Genomic DNA, 21,276 nt, shown 5'->3' on the forward strand with positions numbered 1-21,276 from the left:
CAAGTTCCTACAGAAATGAAGGAAATCACATAACCCATTATGTTTATTGAATTTTTAATTAAGGCGTAAATGTAACTGTTTACGTCCTCAATAAAATAATGCCGTTAACCATATTGCGCGAAATTTATTTCATGCTTATTACCCCAATCCTTGGGGAAGGGTCTTTTCGTGCTGTACTCCTGTTATTTAAGTGTACCCACTGGCGTATTATTGCCATTAGTCACTATTCGATTCTGTCGCATTAGCGTGGGCAAGTTACCTAACAACGCTTTAATGCGATAGAACCGTATTTACAATACTAGCAAACGGCCCAAAGGATTATCTGGCCATGGCAAGGATTCATGCACTACTTTTTCTAAAAAAAGGAGCTCAGTTTATCACCATTAGCTATTTGCAACAGTGCCTGTTTAACTAAAGTGGTTTTCTACACACTATTGGATAAGGAGTAACATTATCTTTACTGAATACATTAACCGAGCCATAAGTCGTATTAACAGCAATAGAATAATCGCTATCAAACCATTCAGATGCCCAAGAATTTTCCTCGTCAAATCCTGCGCCAGAATAACTAGTTAGGCTTCCCCACTCACCGTATAGCCCTCCAATTGAACCAGTTTGAATACTACCGGTATTTCCATTCCAATTATCCGAACTCAACTGTCTGACTGTTGGTAATTTATAATCGGATTTGGTTGCACAGTAAGCATCAGCTTCTGACCGCAATGTTCGGGTTGCCCCCGAATTAATATACCAGCCCTTAACGGTATAACTGTAGTTTATAGTTGCTCCAATTCCACTTTTCGGCGTGCCCGTGATAGTAACCTTATTACCGTTACCGGTCCCGGTGAAAGAGACAACGCCATCGCTTACTGACACCCACGGGGCATCTGCATCCCAGCTGTAATCAGTAGCTGTACCACCACTATCACTCATCAGGTTGAGTGTAAATTTAGCACCCGTAAAGCCAGTGGTTGGAAATCCGGCATCTTTTGCAAAGGTAGAATTGTTTACAAATATATCTTTTAACACTGCCACCCCCCAGATGCGATATGCCACCGACTCGGACTGTGTTACCCAGCCTGTGAGTTTCAGCTGTGCTTTCAGGTCTGAACCCGCCGTCTGTGCAGTATAGAGACGAGTGTAGCTGCCGTCATTATTGTCACTCCAACTGCTACCGGTTTTTACCCCAGCGTTCGGTACAGCCACGGTGCCATTCGTCAATGCTGCTGCCTGGCCGTTCACCGGGTTGTTTAACACATCCCTCAAGGTCACAGTCACTTCCATGTCGCTACCTGCGGCATAAGTGGTGCTGTCAGTCTTGATGGCTGATGTCACCTGCGCTGCTGTACCGGCAATTAGTGTAACCCTCGCGAATAGGTTACCAATAGCGTTCCCGCTGAATTGTGGCACAATCGAGTATTCGCCTGTCTGGGATCCTTTTATAGTTGCGGTGTAGTGGCCCGCTTCACTCTCAATAATGTCGCTTATGGTTACGGCGGACTGCCCTCCTCCCCTGCTGTTACTGTTGTTAGCAACAAATGACAGCCGCTCCTTCAGCCCACTCAGCGCTGTGCCGTCCGCATTTCTCAATATCAACGTCATTACTGACAGTGCGGTGTTATCTGCAAGGATGATATCTGGCGAAGCCGTAAAGGCGGAATGCTGCGCATCCGGTGTCATGTCACTGATAATGACTTGAGCCGAAGGCAGTTTTACCCCCTGAACAGTCAGTGAAATGGTGAGCGTTTCTGCATCATTTCCTGCCGTCACCGTTATATCTATGACACCGGTACCCTTTTTTTCAGGGGAAGAGACTGAAGCGCTTTTTGCACTAGAGCTGTTTATTTCAATACCACTTATCGGCACATTCACGGCGTTGCCCTGACTGTCTTTAACGGTAAGAGTCAGTACCTGTGTGCTTTCCCCATCTGCGGGAAGTGTACTGTTTGCTGGCGTGAATGTACTATTCTCTTTATTCACCTCTGGCACCTGTACCATCACCTGCGTCTCGCTTGGGCTTGATATGTTTCCTCTCTTGTCTATCGCCACAGCACTAATAGTGTATGTGTTTACACTTTCCGGTAACACCACCGCCCAGTCCCCACCCTTCTGTATGACTTTTCCGCCAGCGGCTACCAGATAGGATACTGACCAGTCAATCCGTTCCAGCCCGTACTGACTGTTCACCGACACGTCCAACGATTTCTGCTCACCGGCATATCCAGTCACTAGATCTGCTGTTTGTAGACGGATGACTTCCTGCTTCTGATAATCGAGCACAATATTGTTATTACGTTCGACTAAATCGTAGCGGCTGCCCGCCAGTGTCCGAGTTGAGGCCACTGCTGAGGGATTGATATGGGACTGCCAAGATTCACCCAGCCGGTAGTTCAACTGGAAGTTAATGCTGCTGTCATTCTTACTGCCTTTACCGGCTCGATGTTCTGCTCCCACAGTTAATAATGGGATCGGCGTATAATTCACCCCGGCCGTCACGGCATGGGGGTTCTTTTGGCGATTGTCTTTACCGAACAGGGCCACTTCATCCCCGCGGTATTTCTCATACGCCAACTTAGCGCCCAATTGCGGGTAAGCGGGCAGATAGGCTTCTGCTTGCACATCGTAGCCATTGGCCGGGCGTTCATTGTAGTCGGCAAAATCCCGCGACTGGTGCCAGTCGGTGATGCCGAAATAGCTGTTGGCAGACAGTTTAAGGTAATCGGTCCAGGCTTCAGCCCCCACACCGACTCGGCGGTTTTTGCCCGTTATGTCGTTATCAAAGAAGGTGTTGGCACCATACATCCAGTTATTATGGAAAGTACGTACCCCTGCGCCGATGTTAATGGTATTGCGGCTATCTTTATTACGCGCGCCCAGTTGCGTAAATAACATCGACTTTTGATTATCATAGAGAGGCACTAATACATCAACGGCACTGCCATCGAGCTTAAAATCGTCATTTAGATTCATTTGTACGCGGGCGGTGCCGAACTGACTGAGCCATTGTTGTGCCTGACTGTTGAATTCATTGTTGGCAGCAGAGCGCACCATTTGCTCACCGGACTTGGCAATATGGCCACTGGCTAATGCTGCGGCACCGATTTGAGCATGACCGGCCAGCTTATTTTCCAGAGAAATATCTGTGTTGATATTTTTTTGATTATCAATGGAGAACGGGGAGACTTTGCGGGGCACATCAATTTCATCCCCGGCGGTTAATGCCATAAAAGGTTTGGCGAAGGTGCGGTATATATTGATTCTTTTAAGTTCATCGACCGTCATACCGTTTCTTTTAGCGACGATATTGATATTCTCTCCAGCGCCAAGAATATAAGATTCAGTGGGGCTGTTGATAGCGGCAGCCTTGGATGTCGCCACGGCGGCAATAGCAGGCGTGAAGGATAAACTTAAAGGAAGCAGTAACTGGAATAGAATATTGACCCAAGCAATAACCTTGAACGTTCGCGGCTGTGCGCATGGGGCTGCTAATTTGCCTCCCGAGGGTATTTTGAATGATTTTGTCCAATAGAATTTATGCATTAATGGTGTCCGATTAAGTGAAATAAATATTTGAACCAGAACTGTATTAAGGCGTCTTTATATTTTAAGAGTCATAGACGTAGCGCACCCTTGAGGTGTTCTTAACTACTTTTTCCGTGTATTTTCTCGTTTTATACTTGGCGCCATCGATTGCCGATGCCGACACTAATGCAACAGGGCAAATATTAGCCCCGTTAAACCAATCAAAACGAGTAAAATGGCTAAAACCAGTTGAACTCTGGTACCAGCCTTAATATCAGTATATTTTTTGCATAAAACATACCTTTTCACGTTCGTTCGCCTCTATTCATTAATTTCGCTCATTGTTATCGAAATTTATCGATTTCAAAACAAATAGAGTCTTAATAAAATTTAAATAAAAAATAAATAAAAAAGAATTGCTCTTAAAGGTGGTTGTTTCACATTCAGGAGTCATCAGGTAACATGTTGTTTTTTTTTGCGATGTTACCTGCCCATACCGTTAATCCGAAAAGCCTTCAATATTATTGCTCAGTGTGTCCGCTGGTATCTGGAACTTTGTCGCATTAGTAAGGCTATTTAAGCCGCCAACAAATAGGATTGTTATGCGGGGGCAATCCTTCACTTAGCGGGTGTTGATATTGCCCTTTTCGTGTCGTGTGAATCAGTTCGATGCCAGTTAGGGTCATCTGGGCCCGTCTAAATTATTTGTAGCACAGGCAAGGGAAATGTGGTGGAGAATAACGCGCTAGGCCTCGCCAGAGGAAAAACAGGCCAGACGGGATAAGATCGTGAAAGGAGCAAACATAACCAAAGCGATGTTTGGTCTTTTGGACGCAATGTATTTTGCAACAGTGCCAAAATAACAGCATATTATTCGACGAGCTCTTAATGAGACAAAACCTTTTTTACACGCAACCGCTCAGATTGCAGCAGCGAAAGATAGACTATTCCTATCCAGAACTGGCGTTTAGCCATGAGCAGTTTTATGATCGAATTTGTTCTCACCTTTGATACACTGGCAGTCACACAGAATTATAGACAGGCTCCCTTCAACACCTTGCTACTGCATTTTCGCTGAAAGCATAACTGTGTTTATCATGGCAAACAGAGAAAGATAACGATGAAAACGTCGTCAAGCTTTACGCAAAAAATTATCACTATCGCGATCTGGACGTTAATTTATTATCTTTCAGGTGTTATTTCTCTGAAATTTGACGATCCAGCCTCAAATATTTCGATTGTCTGGTTCCCTGCCGGGGTCGCCACTGCAGCTTTTTTATGCTCACGTTGGCGCCAATGGCCGGTTTTACTCGGCTGTTTTGTCATAATCAATCTGGTACTTGATAGCTCACTTAAAGAAAATTATATATTATCATTGGCTTATGCCTTTCTATCCATGCCATCAACTATGCTTATCGCTTGGGTAGTACGCCGTTTTTCCCGCCGAGGAGACGATCTGCACACTGTTCTAATGTGGATCTTTTCTACCATCATTGTCAGTCTGTTAGATGCACTGCTTGCCTCAATCGGTTTTGTTCTATTTGGTAAAGGAACATTTCAGGAGATTTTCTGGGTTGGATTTGTTGCTGATGTGACCGGAATATTCTTTGCTACCACGGTCATTATGGGGCTCTTTAATATCCAATTTCGTACCCATATTTCACCGGTCAAAAATAAGCTTTCAGGGTCTATTATCTGGCTTCTTTTGTGCTTATTTACTTTATTGATTTTCAATAACTCATTAAAAGAATTTAGTGGCGCTATATTACATATTCATAACGATATGCTCATTTTCACCTTTGCCTGTCTGCCGATCATCTTAGCCGTCATGCTGTCTATTTCGTGGGGAAATCAGGGGGGCTCTATCGCCTTACTGACATTAGCGACCATCGTTATTTACTATACTGGGCAAGGCTATGGGCCATTCTTCATTAAAGGATTGCACCACGGGGAACCCCTGCTGTTAGTCCAATGCTATCTCACGGCAACAGCGCTGCTCATGGTATTCCTACGCGTTCTTACGCGGAGTACACATCATTTTAATGAAACTAGTGGGGCACAGCATGCCGTTTACCAACTCAATCTAAGCACCGGTGAAATTGAATGGGGCCACCTTTCTGACGAGTTGGCCAGTATTGACCCCACTATTATGTCCAAGATGAACAAATTAATTGAGCAGATCCACCCAGATGACAAAAATAAAGTGTTAGAGCATTGGAGCAGTTCGGGTGAGCAACAGCATTTACCTCAGCTCGACTTCCGCTTGAGCATTCAAGAAGGTCATTGGGTCACCATCACCGACAGTGAAAGTATTTTATTCAGCCATCATGAGCCACGCATGATCATTGGGAATTGGCATATTACCCGCTCCGTCCCCCTTTTTAAGGCCAATTGAGGCAGGATAGTAAAGATGATCCAGATTGCATTATTACTCTTTGGCGCAGATTTCGTTCGGACAAAGTCAAAATACCTGTGGTTCATAGGCATTCTATGGGGGATTGCTGGCAGCCTTATTTTTATCGATGGGCTGGATGGGCAACTTTATTTCCCTTTAAAAACGTTCGGTCTTTTCCTGATATTAGAAAGCCTGATAACGCTAAGTGTGGCCTCAAGTGGAGTCGGCGCTCAAAAAGCAGTTCTGTATTTTAAAGGTGGGATCTTTTTCTTCAGCGCCGTGATCATTATTGTTAACCAAGCCTACAGTAATCTGCTGCTGTCGATAATTTTTGGTTTTGCTTACTTTATCATCGGGTTGTTTGTGGGCGTTTCAGCCTGGGTTGTCCGTTTCCCCCGCTGGCAAACGGCACTATTCTATGGTCTGGTACAGATTATTTTTGCATTTTTCCTATTTATTCACTATCAGGCGACTATCTCGTTTTTCCTCGGCTTTTTGATGATAGGCAGTGGACTTAGTTGCCTTAAAATGGCCCGGCGTACCAGCCAGATGAAGCGGGCAACATCCGTATTCCAACTCATGCAACCTACAGATATTTTGATTTATGAGGGAGTTAAAAAAAGTCGGAAAAAAACAGAGACCATAATGGCTGAAAAAACTGCGCCCTCGTTACCCTCCACTCTCATTGTTCATATCTGGACACCGGAAGGTTCTGCAAGCAATCGCCCAGTTCCACGTCCACTTATTAACCGCTACATTGCGGCAGTAGATGAAAACGGGGTCATCTCAACGGGTCACGCGGCACTTGAAGCACTCCCGGACGTGTACATAAGTTTATATCCCGCTGAAGACCTTGATCGTTCCCCATCTGAGTTTTTCCGCTTGCTCAAGGCAACTCGCGACAACGATGTCAAAGGGACTTTCCAACCCAGCTATGCTGTAGAATCAGCAAACTGGTGTGAATCCGACAGGCAGATCCGCTTTAGGGATTTTAATCCCGAGGCCTTATCTGAGTTTTGGCAAAGTTACCGCAGAGAAGAGACGTATAATCTAACTTACCGTAATTGCTCAAGCAGTGTCGCCTATGCGCTGGAAGCCGCGCTTGATGGTGTGCTGTCACAACGCAGCAAAAACTGGTTAACGACCTTTAAAGTGCTTTTCATGCCCGAATTGTGGATAGCCGCCCAAGTGCGTAAACGGGCCTTGATGATGGCCTGGACCCCCGGATTAGTCATGGACTACGCGCGAGCACTCAGTGCCATTGTGCACCCGGTTCCACAACCCTGGCATCAACGAATGCCGTGGAAAGCGAGGGTGGCCAATCAGAATAACGCGCGAGAAAGAGAGTAAGAAAGAGTGCGCCATAGACCCGCAGCCCACCACTATTTGGCCAACGCCGGGTCTTAGCAAGCTGGTCCAGCGGCAGCATTTGAACAAAAACTTACGGTTTCACTTTTTATCGGGTATTTAAACGGTTCTGTCGCCTGTATTATCCCCCCGATTAATAAGCAAAATCGCTGATTCTCATTATTGGCAATAAGCCCGAAAAAAGTATAGATACAACCTCGTCCTAGCCTCGATGGATGGCAAGATTCCGGTTATTTCAATATTCATCTGAATGCAGAAAAACAAAAAAGCCCAGCAAAGTGAGCTTTAAAAATTATGTTATAAAACCGGTACGCTCTCAGCCCTAACCAATGTACTGACCACCTATACAAAACAGTAAAACTTTCAGCGATGACTACAACCAGTTACAGACTATTGTTATTTATATTCCGTAGGCAAAGTTTATGGTCATAGAGCCATCAATTTCAGTATTTTGCGTTATCGGGCCATTCATGCCAGAAACAGTAGACAAATATGTCCCAACAGCCATATCAGTGGTAAATATTTTTCCTGCCGTTTGCACATTATTGGCGGACGCCCAACCATGCACACTATCGTCATTAAATACCTGTGAATCGTTAGCTACCGTAAAAGTACTGGCTTTTGTATTAAACACTTTAACTGGTACACCATCGACCTTGGCATTCTGCATGTTTACAAAGAAAGAACCTATCTTACCGGTGCCATTCACCATCCCCAAACCATAAGTAGAAGTACTTGGAGGAAAAGCAGATGCCGTACGATTATCTATTGTTTTAAAGGTCAAATAAGTTGTAGCATCACACGTTATAGCCCATGTTTTGGTCATTGTATCCAATGAACCAATATTGGTACTTGATATTTTTGTTGAACTAATTTTACCAAGATCATAAATACCACCATCTGGTGAGTTGACCACACATGTTGGTACCGATAATTTACCCGCGACTTTTAATTCGGCAATGGGGGGCGCAGCAACTGCAACCGCTGAACTAAAGATCAAAGAAGATAACATGACGACTTTAACTAATTGCTTACTCATTTAAATATCCAGAAGTTGTACTGCGATGTGAAGTAAAATCAAACTAAAACCGCGTGCGAAATAATAAGTGTTTGAAGAAAGTGAAATACTTTCAGTTTTTATCAGTGTGAAATTATAAATCCTAGTTCAATTTTTAAATATAGGACTAAAAGTTTATTGATGTAGGAATTTTCTTAAATTAGCCTCAGTAATAACTTGATTAAAGAGACGGATTACTCCGACGCAGCAAGTCTTTTTGATTGTGTTGGCTACGTGAGAAAATCATCATTCTGATGCAAGAGTATGTAATTGCAGCAATTCTAACATTTAACTAACCGGTATTACGGGCCACTCAATATCTGGTGCTATCAATGTCTCTACTCTCGTGAGTCACACTCAATACTTTCCCAAGCGGCTAATTCCGTTATCTCTTTAGGTTCAACCTGATTAACCGATACATTAATAAGAAAAATATCAATATAATTCAAAACCATAAAGACAAATCAATAAGAAAATCAATTTTTGTTTAATTATTGTTTCATCACGACTTGTAAAATACTGCCCAACTAAATACATAAAGGAACTTTTTAATTTGAAAATTTCAATCATTGCAGCAACTGTTATATTCAGTACCATTTTAAGTGGGTGTGCAGTACAAAATGACAAAACACAGTTTCACGGCATAGGCTTGACATACCAGTCAGATATCAAAAAGCTAGATAATGGCGACTATTTTACTGAAGTTGAAGCCGCCCCTGCAGCGGGTCGAATTAAAGGCGCTATTGGTACAGCCAGTAAAAAAGCATCAGATTTTTGTCGGGTACAAAATAAAGCCATGAAAGAAGTGAAAACTGATATAGATACTCATTTACTGGTTAATGGTGTTGCTCGCCTGACATTCCAGTGTGTGTAAATATCCTTAAATGGCATTAATTTTCAATATTATCAAGAGAGCCGCAGTGAAAGTGGCTCTCTATTGCTCATTTTAATATTCCCTTTCGCACACGGACTAGGTATGTAGTAGAAATAAAAACCCCGCACCGTAGCCTGGCCTGGCCTCAAATATGAACCATACCTAAACTTGATTAATATGATTATGCGTAATGTTTTAATAACGCATTGATCACATGTAGTAACGAATGGACTAAAAACAAAAATATATAATCACTATTTTTCGATATTCACAGCCAATTAAGTTCATTAAAACCATAAAAGTAATAATATTCATTTAAAAAATAAAAACCATGCCAGTAATTTGACTTAAATCATATAGTAAACGCAAGTTAACCGTACTCTATTAGAACCACTTCAATGTTTCCTTGGTGTTGGCCGATTTGGCATCCCTTACTAGCCTGATAATAGTAAGTTTTTTTTATGCCCAATAGTTAATAGCACAATAATCGTGACTTTGTGGTACTCGATACCCGTGTAATAACGTCCCAATATTACCGCCGTGAAATAGACAATGGCTGCCACTGGCGCACTAACGCGCCAGAAAGCAAAGCCCATTTTCGGGTTTTGTTTGTGTACGTACTATTATTTACTCTTCAAGATACCGACCACTTATTACATCCAATGCACCAGAAAGCATCTTCACCCCCCTGCATTGCCTGTCTTTTCCGGCACTTTTGTTGAATGGCGACTTACAAAACTGATTCATTCTCCCGGCCCAGTAAGCCTTAACTAACGAAGAATCAACCAGTTTTATACATGCAATATGTTCTTTCACCGAATAACTGCGAATACACGCCGCTTCCGATACGCGCGCTATCGCAGGCACTGGAATGTATTCATTTGTCGAAGAAGAACCAGAAAACGCCGAATTTGATATAAGTAGGATGCTTAGAAGTAATTTCATGTTAATTCCTTGTGTAAAACATGTGAAATATAAAATTACCTCCTAATTAACGAAACTTCATATTAAGAATATTCAGTGCAAATATAGCTATGTAAAAAAAAGTGTACGGGGCGGAAAATACCCCCGCCACCGCCCTGCTATCTGGCAATGAGAAATTCGTACCGCAGCAGATTGCCAACCCTACGCCAGACTGTGTTGACCGGGGTCAGACACAGCCGTTCTAATGCTCATCAGGGAATAGCTTAAGATGGAAATAGAATTTGTTGTTTCATTGGGTCTCACTAGGCCAATGAAATATTAAAAAACGCATAAAAATCCACGCCAGAAATCATCTGTATGGCACCATCCCATGTTTCAATCGCAAATATTAGGTTGGAAGACCTGCTCAGCAGGTCTTCTAGTGAGGATTATGGGAGAGTTGGTGGCTTCGGTAATACACCAGGAGGGCAATACTTTAGTAAAGCAGCGATTGCCTTACCCGCCTCTGATGACTCGGCCTGAATTGTATCGAGGTTTGCCGATATATCAAAAATTCGCGCAGAACAAATTTTATCCACGACGCTACTGTCATACGCCCGGCCCTGAACGTGAATATTTTTATCACATTCTTCTTTATAAGTGCGCATGACCGAAAACAACGAAATTAATTTATCTTTATTATCTCTGGCGCCAGCCTGAGAAAGATCAAACTTGCCGTTGAAAATTTTCAATACCTCAACTCTATTATCCGTATTAGCGGCGAGTTTTTGACGCTCTTCGTGCGTGAATTTATTGTTGGCCAGCGCTTGCTCGCTCCAGTGTTTAACGAGAGAACTCATTGCAACACCGTCTACTTTGTTGCTACGAATAGCCTCTAAAAACACATTGGGATCTTTTAATAGCCCGTTTAATGTAGAACGACTGATGTTCGTCTCCCCACGAAACATACGATTTAAATAAGCAGGATCCCTGCACATTTCTTCGCGTACTGCATGACAAACACTCCGGGTAAACTCTACCGAAATAGGGTCAATGGGGATTTTAACCGGCAGCGAAGACGACACGTTTGTCGCCGATGGTTCCTGCTTTGGTCGCCATAGGTTTGATAAACGATGAACTCCCTCTGATACTACTTTTTTCATCGTTGCCACAGAATTAGATATTTTTGCTATGCAGGAGAGAACTCCCTCTTTGCCACTTTGCAGAGCTCGTTCAGCAACGGCGGAACCCTTAACATACAGCGAAGAGGCAATATCAGTCATCTCCCGATACTGATTCTGAGATGGGAAGAAAATCATAATTCTATTTTCCTTTTGTTGAGCATTGTCGCCTTGCCATTGGCTCCGCGATATTTAACAAGAAATATTAGATAACTTCCTGCACGCGCTGGATAATATCCCCGACGGTGAGGTTATTGCTGATATCTGATTCCGGGATCGTTACGCCTATTTCTTCGAGGCGCATCAAGAGATCAATAAGCTCAACAGAATCCAGCGCTAGGTCAGTAATTAAACTGTCCTGCGGCTTAATATCATTTGGCAAAATACCGTTAACCTGATAAATAAGGTTAGCCACCTGCGATTCTACAGACTTATTAATTACTGAATCATTCATAGTTAATTACCTACGGCCGCCCGCCTCTACGTTTGAATTCAGCTAACTTTTCCTGAAAAGGAAGTAATTCCCTCGGCTGTTCAACTTTCTTATTATCGAGATTATCGAATACTGACTGATCCCTTGGCTTTAACTCCGAAAATATCTTACCCAGCTCGTCGGAGTCAGACTCGGAAACCGGGGGCAAATAACTCACCGGATTTGTTTCTCTGTTCCATAAACTCACAGTGCGCTCAGTAGTGTAGACAGGCTTGGTAACAGCCTTCTCCTTGGCATCACTAGTAGCCGTCGAGGCAAATCGGGCTGGCTGGAAACCATCAGCAACAGATTTCCGATTAGCCTGTTCACCGTTCTTTCGCCCAGCCCGAGGATTTAATTGTAATTCACCGTCAACAGCCATTGAGGAGGTAGCTAATATTCTCCCGACATCATGCTCTGCGGTTGGCTTTACTGTCTCTGTTTGAGAGGCGACACGGCCATTTTTATCCAGATGATCGAAAGCTGACGGATCTCTTTGTTTCAATGCTTCAAACTTATCCGCCAGCGTCACAACTTTTCCGCCGGCCTCGTTGAACTTAGGCTCGGTTTGCGTCTTATTCCCACGCAAATCCACCTTATCCAGATTATCTTCTTCTAAATTCTGCGTCTTCTGTGCTTTGGATGCCCCACCATCTAACTCCGTCATCAATTCATTCTGATCAACCAGAATGATTGGTTTTTGTTGATCCGTGGGCACTGAGATAATGTTGGTCTGGTTGCTAGTGTCTGTTTCATCCACACCCGCTGTTTGAGTCGCACTACTCTGCGAGTCAGGTTTTGGTGTCTGGGTTTCGATCTCCGACGTAACATTATTCACATTCACCTGCCGAGGGGCGGTGATCTGCTCCGGCTCAAAGCTCTGCACACTGGCCAGATTTCTCAAGAAATGACCTTCTACTCCGCTGTTCGCTTTAAACAGATCCTTGATCAGATTAATCTTTTCAACATTAGTCAGCCCGGAATCGAGAATATGTTTAACGATGGCGGAGTTAGAGTCTGTCGGCCCAGTAGCCGCAGCGCCAACTGAATGGCTAATATCTCCAACATTTCCACCTTTACTGTTAACATTAACGGTAACCCCCCCCTGTCCTGGCGTGGTTGAAATAAATTGCCGCTGGTTATCAGCACCATCTTCCGGTTCTCTATTCAGAGGCTCGGGGCCTTTTGGAGTAGGCGTTACCTGCTCAGCATCATAAAATGTGAGGGTTTTTGAAATAGCCGTGCAATCATGGACAAAAAAGTTCAACTTCTGGGCCATCGTTTCCCATGGCTGATCGGGTTGCGCTAGGCCCTCCACATCGTGCTGCAACGTAGACTTACACACATCCAGACATTGTTTGAAGATAACTTTATCCTGAACATTCACTGATTTCGCCTCGTGATGGGCTTCCCAGGCATGCATGCAATGTTCAATATACTGGTTAATTACCTTCTCAAAAGCTCCCGCGCTATATTTAGACACCAGAGCAGAGAGTTGCGCTGCCACCTTTTGCTCTTTTTTTTCATTACCACCGGCGGCGGCTAATTTATTACTAACAGTTTTAAGGGCGTTGATATCTTCTACATTTCCGCTATTTTCCACATCGCTATGAATTACACCGATAAGGGTCCTAATCTTATCACCCTCGGTACTTAATTTCTTATTAAGGAAATCAAGCGTGAGATTTTTATGAGTTTCATGATAAACCAATTCTTTAGCATTAATTGTCTGATGCGGCTGCTGTAGAAATAGCGCTATGGGATCGTTTTTAGCTTCTGTAAGCAGACTGATAAAAGCCGGTCTACCGGTTGCACAAGCTGTACACCTTATTTCCCGGGCATAGTTAGCTTGAATATCCTGACTTGCTGCACCATTAACAGATCCAGGCATAATAATTACTCCTCCACAGTCCTATATTTTTATATTGATGCAGGGTATAAAGCATCGGATTAAAACCTTTAATAGTCGTTTCAAGATAGATTTATTTTCTTTAACATCCGTTTCTCGATCGCGACTCTGCCTTTCAGGTTGTTCGATTAATAGTTGTGATGCGCAGTCATTACTCCGGCCATAAATATTTTTTGCGGTGTCTGCCCGCATCTGGAAATAATAACGCTGACCTGCAAGAGGGCCTTCGCCGGCTGGAGAATAATGTTCTGGTCTTACCGAAGCACAGTCAAAATGCTCTGCGAAACTACCTTGCGAGCCATTAGATGACTCACTGCTCATACGACTTAAAAATCGATCTGGCTCTCCAAACCTGATCTGAAGCCCTGAAACACGACAGGCGAATTGGCCGTATGTTTCATTGCCTCCTTGAGTCAGATAACAATCTTGCCTTAGGCTTTCTTGCGATCTGGACGCGTAGATACTCTCCATAGCAATCACTCACCAGGTCATTATCCGAATGCTTTAATAACATCTTTTGCACTTTCCGCCAGTGAGGCGATCGCACCACTCAAGACTTTATTTAAATTATCGAAGGTACTATTGGCCTGCGTATAGCGTTGGGCAAAAGACTGCATATTACCTTGTAAAGCACTCGCCCCCCCATTAAAAGAAGCCAGCCATGCCTGATAGCTGGCAGTGGATACTTTGTCCCCATTCATACCTGACGGATTCCTAGGTGCGGCATTATATTGGTCGAGATTGAACTCAATTTTACCGCTACCATCCACCTTAAAAGCTGGCTCAAGGGTCGTGACCATACTTTTACGCTGTTCAAGCGTCATCTGATCCCAATTTTTAACGCTGCCCAGGGCAAGGGCAATGTTTTTAACTTCCGTCTCGAAGTCGGTATATCCCTGATTCATTTTGGTTGTATCAAATTTAACATTATTCCCATCATCTCCAGAGGCAACTGCTTCTGCTGCTGCACCCTGTACATCCGTATTATAAGCTTTATACATTTCTGTATACTTCTGCATCAGATCAGCATAGAAGTCTACGTAATCACCTTTGATATTCTTAATGGCAAGCGCCATTCTTGCCCATAGTTCGGCATAACTGGTATGGATGGAAATTTCGTCTCTTTTATTACTATCCTCCGGGGCCGCTTCCTGCACTGCCTTTTCTTTATCGGCCATAAATTGACTGACCGAATAGTTCGCTTTGGTACGGTTCGTGGCCACCTCGCGCTGGATATCCGCCAGCGCCAGAGCGGTGTTTTTTACCTGTTGTTTCTGGTTCGCGAGCATCTCAGCCACATCATCCGACGGCTGTGCGCGGTCATTGGTTGTCTTAAGATGCTCTAATGCGGTGCGCAGTTTGCTGTTATTGAAATCTTCTGCACTGGTATCCAGCCCATACTGATTAAGAGTTGCCCTGATACCATCAAGTTTATCCGCCCTATTCGGGGCTTCCATTTGGGCAATCAGTTCTTTCAATAACGTTATATTCAGCTCTGAAGAAGAACCCGCGTGGGTTTCGGCAATTGGCGCAGACTGGGTGGCACTAGTATCAGCTGGGCTATAGTGGATAGCATTGGGCAAAGTATTATTTACGGAAAACATAGCCATATTCCTTTTACAGCAACGTACGCTGACTTTCTCTGCATACGTTGCTGATTCTATAAGAGTTAGCGAGTACGTTCGGCGATGGAAGACACCGCGCTGTTATTAGCGTTGAGCACACTGTCAGTCATGCTTCTTATTGCCGCATTAGTTTCAGCGGCTTTCTTAGCCGTCTGACTCTGGGTATTGGCCAGTTCGTTATTTACATCACGATCAGCACGAGCCAGCTCTGCCTCTTTCTGTTTCTCAGCGGCGGCTACGCCAAACGCGCCTTCTGCAGCCCCCTGCCCGGAACGAATCCCCTGGTTGGCATACTCAGCGGTAACACGACTTTTCTGTGTAGCAAGTTGTACCGCATTGTGGTTATCACGCTTAAGCGAGCTGGCATGCAGATCTGCCGCTTGCGGATGACTCATGGTGGCCTCAACATCACTGGATAGCTTCTTGTTCTGATGCACCATGGTGTCTTTGCCACTTTTGATCGCGCTCTGATGCTCACGAACACCAAGCTCAAGATTTCTTGCCGGTTTGAGGTTTTTGGTGATCGAGGTGCCTTCTTTATTCAGCGCTTTCATCTGAGTCGCGGTCGTTGCCCCCTGACCTGCTATCCCCATCACACCGGAAGTAATTGCACCGTTAAGATTCTGCCGCGCAGCCTCGATGGTTTTATTACCCGCTCGGGCCGCCGCATCGACGCCCCTGATAGTTGCCGCTGCAGCCGCTTTGTTTGCATCTCGCTCAGCATTCAACATCGTGGTGGTGATAGTATTGCTCACTTCAAGCTGCTTCATCGAGCCGACAACGTTGATAAAGTGTGGGCCTACAGCATCTGTGGCGGTGATATCAGTGCCACCTTCAACAGCTGGCTGTGAGCGAGCCTGAGTGGAGGACGACGAAGTGTTGGTGACCGTCGACTCACTAGTGTTTTTGCTATTCTCTGCCGACTTATTATTTGGCTGAGTAATATTAATCTGTGACGTCAGTACGCCAGGCACCGTCGCTGCCAGACGTTCTGCTTTGTTGGCATCGCCTTCCCCTGCGACCGATAACTTCACAACTTTAGCCGGCGAATCAGTTTCTATTTCTCCCCCATTACGTTTCTGTGCCGCTGACATGGCATGGGTAGTGTCACTGCGCAAACTCTGTTTTTCCATCATCAATGACAACATGCCATCCTTTTTCGCCAAGTCAGACACATCTTGGATATTTCTTTTCTCTTCATGAACAACAACATTCTTTATTTCTGTCTGAACATGTTGCGACTGAAAAATACGCTCTTGCGAACCAGCACCATTAATTGAACCAGACATAATTGATAAAACTCCTTTATTTTATTGAGAGTAAAAACATATTCCCGCCGTTTATCCGGCGACAGCACTCATCTGTTTAGTAATATATTTGCCGGCCTGCGCCTGGTTTTCCGCCACTACTGCGATATTTCTAACAATCTCATTTACCGTTTCCATGCGGTGAGTGAAGCTATCAATGGCGCGAGTCATCATTTCATTAAGTAAATCCTGTAAAGCAGCATCTTTCATCATCTCGGCTCTGATCTTCGATGCTTCCAGCAGCATATTGGCCGCAACAATCCCAACTGCCGCCTGACTGCTGGTGTTGACCACATTCAGACCGACGACTGCCTTCTGGCTATAATTCGATACTTTCGCCATTTGCAGCTCATCTGCGCCCAATGAACGGCCAAGCCCCTTGCTAAGGCGCTTTAAAACTTGGCCGAGCGCACTGTCCATTAATCTTTGCATGGTAGACTTTGTCGCTTTTTCAGCCACTTCTTGCGCAACCTCTTCCGCCACCTCCTTCACCGCAGTGCGCACAACATTTTTGGTTACGTCCTTAACAACTTCTTTTTCCACTTCCACAGCAACGTTTTTGGCCATGGTCTTGCCAGCCTCTTGTGCCACGTCGGCGCCAATCTTCTTCATCAACACGCCAAAGAGCTTGCTCATCACGCTACCAGCAACCATCACACCCGCAACAAGTACCGCTGCAGCCGCAATGGCACCGAGGATTTGCCCCACCATATCTGCGGTTTCTTTATCGACACCATAGGCTTGAAGAATGGCGGAGAACATTTTGCCCATCATCTCCATCAGGGGTTTTACAATCGCATCCATCAGCGGTTGCATCGCGTCTGCCATGAAAGACCGCCCACTCACCGCCTGACTTATCTCATCACCAATAGCCAGCGCCAGCCCTACGGCCGCTAGAGCCAGAGAAGCCCCGCCGGTGAATGCTGCGGCGGCAAAACTGACGGCAGTGACTATCCAACCCAGCACCTTGCCAATACAGCCCATGGTCTTCTGCATCTCTTCGGCTTTACGAACTTCCTGTTCGTATTCCTGCGCCTTTTTCTCCGCATCCTTGGCTGCCGCTTCCGCCAGTTTCTGTTTTAGCTCCGCCGTCGCCAGAAGATCGTCGCTGGAGCTTTTATTAATCAGCTGCGACATCAACGCCATCAGGAATGTCAGGGTTTTGGACTCCGGGGCGTTCTGCTTACGCTGCTGTTCAATGGCACTTTGCTGCTGCGGGTTGAATGACTCAACCAACTTCTGCGACTTAACTTGTGCCGCTTCCAGCGCCGAACGCGAACCTTTCTCTGCATTAATCGCAGGGTTTAATGTTTTATTGGCAAAGTTGTTATAGGTACTTGTGGCCTGAGCCAGATTAGCCTGCGCATTGACTACTGCCGTTTTAGCGGCATCAATCTTGCCCTGTAATTCTTCAGAAACCGGATCTTGCTTAGCGGCCTCAGCCTCTAGGGCACTCATTTTTTTCTGCGCATCGCTCAGTGCCGCCTGGGCCTTACTGATATCCTGCGACAGCGTATCCGCCTGTTGTTGAGCAGCCTTAAGTGCGTCAGCATCGCTGGCCCACTGCGTCCCCTGCTGCTCAAGCTGAGACGCCATCTCGGAATAAGCACTTGCGGCTCCCCCCATCATGCCGTTGATGCCCTGCAGCTGCGACAGCAGGTTGCTCATCGACGTCTCAGTGGTGAGCTGCATGACTTTCCCAAGCAGTGCCGTCGCCCAAGCAGAGGCAGAAAGTTTCGCTTCACTACCGCTCTTAGCCATTGCTGGCTCGTCGCTCACAGGAGGCTTGAGCTGAGGCATTTCCTGGCTATCTAAATTCGTCCTTGGGGTATTCCCGTTAACAGTATTAATGGTCGATTTCAGTAGTTTAAGTAACTGATCGGGCTGCAAGGTTTGCAGCGCGCCTTTAACAGAATTCAGCTGCGGGTGATCTTTTAGCTGCGCATTGCCAAGGCGTTTTGCCTGCCCGATTTGTTTTTTTAATTCAACATCTCCGGATTCCAACCCCGCTTGATGATGATTTACCGGCTCCTGGTTTGCTGGTTCCAGCATTGCTGGCCGCGCTACCTGCCTGATTATCTCCATTATTATTCCTCATTAAGTTTCTCCTCTTCAGGAGTACCGGTCTTTTCACTATTTATTTTATTAAGCGCAGTAATATAGGCTTGTGCCTTTTCACTTAATAATGCGTCGTTAGATCTGCTAATTACGATATCGAAACATTTACGAGCTTGGACGCCCTGACGCAGCATCAGATTACATTGACCGGCATAAAACATAGGCCGGTAATCCTCTTTAGATAAAGAATAAGCGAGAGCATAAAACTCAATGGCTTTCGCATAATTCTTTTTCAGTTGATTGACCGCCGCTAACCCCATTGCATATTCAGGATTATAAAAATCATAAATACAGAGAAAGCGAAATAGAGATTCGGCATCGTCTAATTTACCAAGATGATAAAAATCATATGCCAGTTTATAAAGATCCTGCATGGTGTCATTGGGAACAACGTAGACATCCTTTAGCGTTGCCCCATTTTGAATAGCATCCAGTAGACTTTCAGCATAAGAATCTAGCTGTTCATCACTTTTAAATTCTTCTTCATCGTTGAGTAAATCCAGCATATTTTTATTAGCCATTCCAACCTCTTTCCTTATTAATTGATAACGCCCAAAAACAGCCAATTAACCCAAAGACCGACAGTAAAGAAGATATAATCATCATACTGATGGGCTCTGGTGGTTAATACAAAAAAACCGCACAATTACCGGCTACGAATAACCAGATGGAGTATCCTGAGATTCTGGAGAAGTCGTCGCGCTTTCATCCACGTCCATAGTCATCTGAGCCATGCCAGAGATTTCGACCTGACGCAGCCAAATAAGAATGTCCATAACATCAATCAGCACATCATCATTTAGCGAAATGAAACTGAATTGACTATAGGTGTGATAAAGCCTGCGGGTCAGCGGGATATTACGTACTACTGGCACGCCGATTTTTTCCGCATAAGCAATAGCCGCTTTGGCTTTCATATTGGTGCAACGTAGAGCAATAAACGGCAGGGCTGCCATTTCCGGGTTGAAATAGATAGCCATTGCAATATGCGTTGGGTTCGCCATCACTACCTCAGAATTTCTGACTGCCGCCATTTCTTCACCAGAAAGAATGTCCTGATGGGCCCTTCGTCTGGCACTTTTAATTTGTGGGTTGCCGTCGCTCTCTTTACGCTCTTGTTTAACCTCGTGTTTATCCATTTTTAGATCTTTAAAATGGAGAAAGTATTCGACAATAAAATCCGCTATAAGCACAAAAACAGACCAGCCAATAAACACCAGTACGGCTTTCAGGGTCAGTGAGACCCAACAGGCAATAAGCCCAGCAATATCAGTACGATAAAGGGTTAATACCTGGCGAAGATCATTGTGAATCAGGGTATAACAGGTAACGGCGAACACGATGAGGTAGCAAATGGATTTCACCAACTCCTTGACCGTGCGCATGCTGAAGATTTTCTTTATCCCCTCCACCGGATTAAGCGCTTTGAAATTGAGTTTGATCGCTTCCGTCGCCATGGAAAACCCCGTCTGAAGCAGGGTGGCGGCAATACCTACTAGCGCACAGACCGCAATAAATGGCAGGCAAAGTAAGAAGAAAACACGCATCAAGCCGATTAAGAAATCATTGATTCCAATCTGCGTGTTGTACATCAGAGCCATTGAGTAAAAATTGCTGAAATCATCGAAGCTCATGCCATAAGCCAAAAAATAGATCCCGGCCAACAAAATGGCCGTTGTGATGAGATCTTTACTTTTGAATGTCTGGCCTTTTTTTGACGAGTCTTTGCGTTTTTTACTGGTGGGGTGTTCTGTTTTCTCTGCCATAGAAATGTCTCCTCAGGAAATGAATTGCCGGAAGCCCAAAATGGAGAACATTTGCAGCGGTTTCTCAGACAGCGAGTGAAATCCATAGAAAAGGAAAATCGCAAAAGCAATAAAGCTTTTAATGGCGAGCGATAATGAAAAAGGATTAAGCTGCGGGCAATAACGCGCAAACACACCGAGCAATATTTCAGCCACCATCATCACTAACATTACTGGGGCAGAAAGTAATATGCTGTTCTGCATTAATACCACAAGTAGTTGTCCAGCCTGCTCCCAATGAATGCCCTCTAACGTGCTACCGCGCGGAAACATTTGATAGCTTTGCACCATCACTTCCATTAGCAGCCGCATCCCTCCGCTAGCGAAGAAAATAGCGCCAAAGGCAAAGTTCAGAAAACCGGATAATATTGAACTTTGTACACCATTAACCGGGTCAATACTGTCACTGATAGTGGCCCCACGCTGGTTATCAAGAATTTCCCCTAACCCAATAACTACCCAGAAAGGTATACACAGAGTAAAAGCCAAAATTAAACCGATGATGCACTCTTTTATTAGAATAATAAGCCAGCCTTGCTCTGGAGTTATCGTGGTTTCAAAGCAGGGCCAGAGACCAATAATAGTCAGAGAAATAATCGTATTCTTAATAATCAGGTTTGATAAAACCCGTTCACCCAATACCGGCAACATATAAAAGACGATCGCCAGCCGTGCATAAACCATGACAAAAGTCAGCACGCTGTGCTGAAAATTAAGATAAAACGCCACAAACAGCATAT

15 protein-coding genes and 1 pseudogene are annotated in these 21,276 nt (G+C 44.7%); 3 read left to right on the forward strand and 13 right to left on the reverse strand.

Features of this window, described 5'->3' with window-relative positions; genetic code table 11:
• Positions 1-411: 411 nt before the first annotated feature.
• Both yrIlm and D5F51_RS22775 read right to left on the reverse strand, forming a co-directional pair.
• The gene (yrIlm, locus tag D5F51_RS13075) at positions 412-3,540 is read right to left on the reverse strand and encodes a YrIlm family inverse autotransporter adhesin (RefSeq protein ID WP_129197193.1); all 3,129 of its coding nucleotides are present in this window, start codon (positions 3,538-3,540) and stop codon (positions 412-414) included.
• Between the two features lie 558 nt (positions 3,541-4,098).
• A pseudogene (locus tag D5F51_RS22775) lies at positions 4,099-4,223 on the reverse strand (IS6 family transposase); the annotation flags it as partial.
• A gap of 419 nt (positions 4,224-4,642) precedes the next feature.
• On the opposite strand from D5F51_RS22775, the gene D5F51_RS13080 reads away from it, so the two are divergent.
• Both D5F51_RS13080 and D5F51_RS13085 read left to right on the forward strand, forming a co-directional pair.
• The gene (locus D5F51_RS13080; RefSeq protein ID WP_129197195.1) at positions 4,643-5,917 is read left to right on the forward strand and encodes an MASE1 domain-containing protein; all 1,275 of its coding nucleotides are present in this window, start codon (positions 4,643-4,645) and stop codon (positions 5,915-5,917) included.
• 15 nt (positions 5,918-5,932) lie between these two features.
• Positions 5,933-7,267, forward strand: a complete 1,335-nt coding sequence (locus D5F51_RS13085) for an HdeD family acid-resistance protein (protein WP_025377532.1) — start codon at positions 5,933-5,935, stop codon at positions 7,265-7,267.
• Positions 7,268-7,685: 418 nt separating this feature from the next.
• On the opposite strand, the gene D5F51_RS13090 is transcribed toward D5F51_RS13085, so the two are convergent.
• The gene (locus D5F51_RS13090) at positions 7,686-8,324 is read right to left on the reverse strand and encodes a DUF1120 domain-containing protein (protein ID WP_129197197.1); all 639 of its coding nucleotides are present in this window, start codon (positions 8,322-8,324) and stop codon (positions 7,686-7,688) included.
• Between the two features lie 571 nt (positions 8,325-8,895).
• Here D5F51_RS13090 and D5F51_RS13095 point away from each other — a divergent pair.
• Positions 8,896-9,216 (forward strand): hypothetical protein, encoded by a 321-nt coding sequence (locus D5F51_RS13095; protein ID WP_025377530.1) that lies wholly within the window; start codon positions 8,896-8,898, stop codon positions 9,214-9,216.
• A gap of 627 nt (positions 9,217-9,843) precedes the next feature.
• On the opposite strand, the gene D5F51_RS13100 is transcribed toward D5F51_RS13095, so the two are convergent.
• The 10 genes from D5F51_RS13100 to sctT form a co-directional block, all read right to left on the reverse strand.
• Positions 9,844-10,161 (reverse strand): hypothetical protein, encoded by a 318-nt coding sequence (locus D5F51_RS13100; protein ID WP_129197199.1) that lies wholly within the window; start codon positions 10,159-10,161, stop codon positions 9,844-9,846.
• Between the two features lie 407 nt (positions 10,162-10,568).
• Positions 10,569-11,438, reverse strand: coding sequence for a hypothetical protein (locus tag D5F51_RS13105; protein ID WP_129197201.1), 870 nt, complete (start codon positions 11,436-11,438; stop codon positions 10,569-10,571).
• 67 nt (positions 11,439-11,505) lie between these two features.
• Positions 11,506-11,754: an acyl carrier protein gene (locus D5F51_RS13110; protein WP_129197203.1), complete on the reverse strand. Its 249-nt coding sequence runs from the start codon at positions 11,752-11,754 to the stop codon at positions 11,506-11,508.
• Between the two features lie 10 nt (positions 11,755-11,764).
• Positions 11,765-13,663 (reverse strand): hypothetical protein, encoded by a 1,899-nt coding sequence (locus tag D5F51_RS13115; RefSeq protein ID WP_129197205.1) that lies wholly within the window; start codon positions 13,661-13,663, stop codon positions 11,765-11,767.
• A 509-nt stretch (positions 13,664-14,172) separates the two neighbouring features.
• Entirely contained in the window at positions 14,173-15,285 is a 1,113-nt protein-coding gene (locus tag D5F51_RS13120) for an IpaD/SipD/SspD family type III secretion system needle tip protein (protein WP_162301740.1), read from the reverse strand.
• A 65-nt stretch (positions 15,286-15,350) separates the two neighbouring features.
• Positions 15,351-16,595, reverse strand: a complete 1,245-nt coding sequence (locus D5F51_RS13125) for a type III secretion system protein (protein WP_129197209.1) — start codon at positions 16,593-16,595, stop codon at positions 15,351-15,353.
• A gap of 51 nt (positions 16,596-16,646) precedes the next feature.
• The gene (gene sctE, locus D5F51_RS13130) at positions 16,647-18,698 is read right to left on the reverse strand and encodes a type III secretion system translocon subunit SseC family protein (protein WP_129197211.1); all 2,052 of its coding nucleotides are present in this window, start codon (positions 18,696-18,698) and stop codon (positions 16,647-16,649) included.
• Between the two features lie 2 nt (positions 18,699-18,700).
• Entirely contained in the window at positions 18,701-19,252 is a 552-nt protein-coding gene (gene sicA, locus D5F51_RS13135) for a type III secretion system translocator chaperone SicA (protein WP_129197214.1), read from the reverse strand.
• A 132-nt stretch (positions 19,253-19,384) separates the two neighbouring features.
• Positions 19,385-20,497, reverse strand: coding sequence for an EscU/YscU/HrcU family type III secretion system export apparatus switch protein (locus D5F51_RS13140; protein WP_129197216.1), 1,113 nt, complete (start codon positions 20,495-20,497; stop codon positions 19,385-19,387).
• A 12-nt stretch (positions 20,498-20,509) separates the two neighbouring features.
• Positions 20,510-21,274: a type III secretion system export apparatus subunit SctT gene (sctT, locus tag D5F51_RS13145; protein ID WP_129197218.1), complete on the reverse strand. Its 765-nt coding sequence runs from the start codon at positions 21,272-21,274 to the stop codon at positions 20,510-20,512.
• Between the last annotated feature and the right edge of the window lie 2 nt (positions 21,275-21,276).

The organism is Yersinia hibernica (assembly GCF_004124235.1).
Taxonomy (GTDB): Bacteria; Pseudomonadota; Gammaproteobacteria; order Enterobacterales; family Enterobacteriaceae; genus Yersinia; species Yersinia hibernica.

Bases quoted from the DNA above. Each gene is read 5' to 3' on its own strand.
- D5F51_RS13140 (WP_129197216.1), bottom strand. From the start codon at position 20,497: ATGGCAGAGAAAACAGAACACCCCACCAGTAAAAAACGCAAAGACTCG.
- D5F51_RS13110 (WP_129197203.1), bottom strand. From the start codon at position 11,754: ATGAATGATTCAGTAATTAATAAGTCTGTAGAATCGCAGGTGGCTAAC.
- D5F51_RS13105 (WP_129197201.1), bottom strand. From the start codon at position 11,438: ATGATTTTCTTCCCATCTCAGAATCAGTATCGGGAGATGACTGATATT.
- D5F51_RS13115 (WP_129197205.1), bottom strand. From the start codon at position 13,663: ATGCCTGGATCTGTTAATGGTGCAGCAAGTCAGGATATTCAAGCTAAC.
- D5F51_RS13080 (WP_129197195.1), top strand. From the start codon at position 4,643: ATGAAAACGTCGTCAAGCTTTACGCAAAAAATTATCACTATCGCGATC.
- sctE (WP_129197211.1), bottom strand. From the start codon at position 18,698: ATGGAGATAATCAGGCAGGTAGCGCGGCCAGCAATGCTGGAACCAGCA.
- D5F51_RS13100 (WP_129197199.1), bottom strand. From the start codon at position 10,161: ATGAAATTACTTCTAAGCATCCTACTTATATCAAATTCGGCGTTTTCT.
- yrIlm (WP_129197193.1), bottom strand. From the start codon at position 3,540: ATGCATAAATTCTATTGGACAAAATCATTCAAAATACCCTCGGGAGGC.
- D5F51_RS13125 (WP_129197209.1), bottom strand. From the start codon at position 16,595: ATGTCTGGTTCAATTAATGGTGCTGGTTCGCAAGAGCGTATTTTTCAG.
- D5F51_RS13120 (WP_162301740.1), bottom strand. From the start codon at position 15,285: ATGTTTTCCGTAAATAATACTTTGCCCAATGCTATCCACTATAGCCCA.
- D5F51_RS13085 (WP_025377532.1), top strand. From the start codon at position 5,933: ATGATCCAGATTGCATTATTACTCTTTGGCGCAGATTTCGTTCGGACA.
- sctT (WP_129197218.1), bottom strand. From the start codon at position 21,274: ATGCTGTTTGTGGCGTTTTATCTTAATTTTCAGCACAGCGTGCTGACT.
- D5F51_RS13090 (WP_129197197.1), bottom strand. From the start codon at position 8,324: ATGAGTAAGCAATTAGTTAAAGTCGTCATGTTATCTTCTTTGATCTTT.
- sicA (WP_129197214.1), bottom strand. From the start codon at position 19,252: ATGGCTAATAAAAATATGCTGGATTTACTCAACGATGAAGAAGAATTT.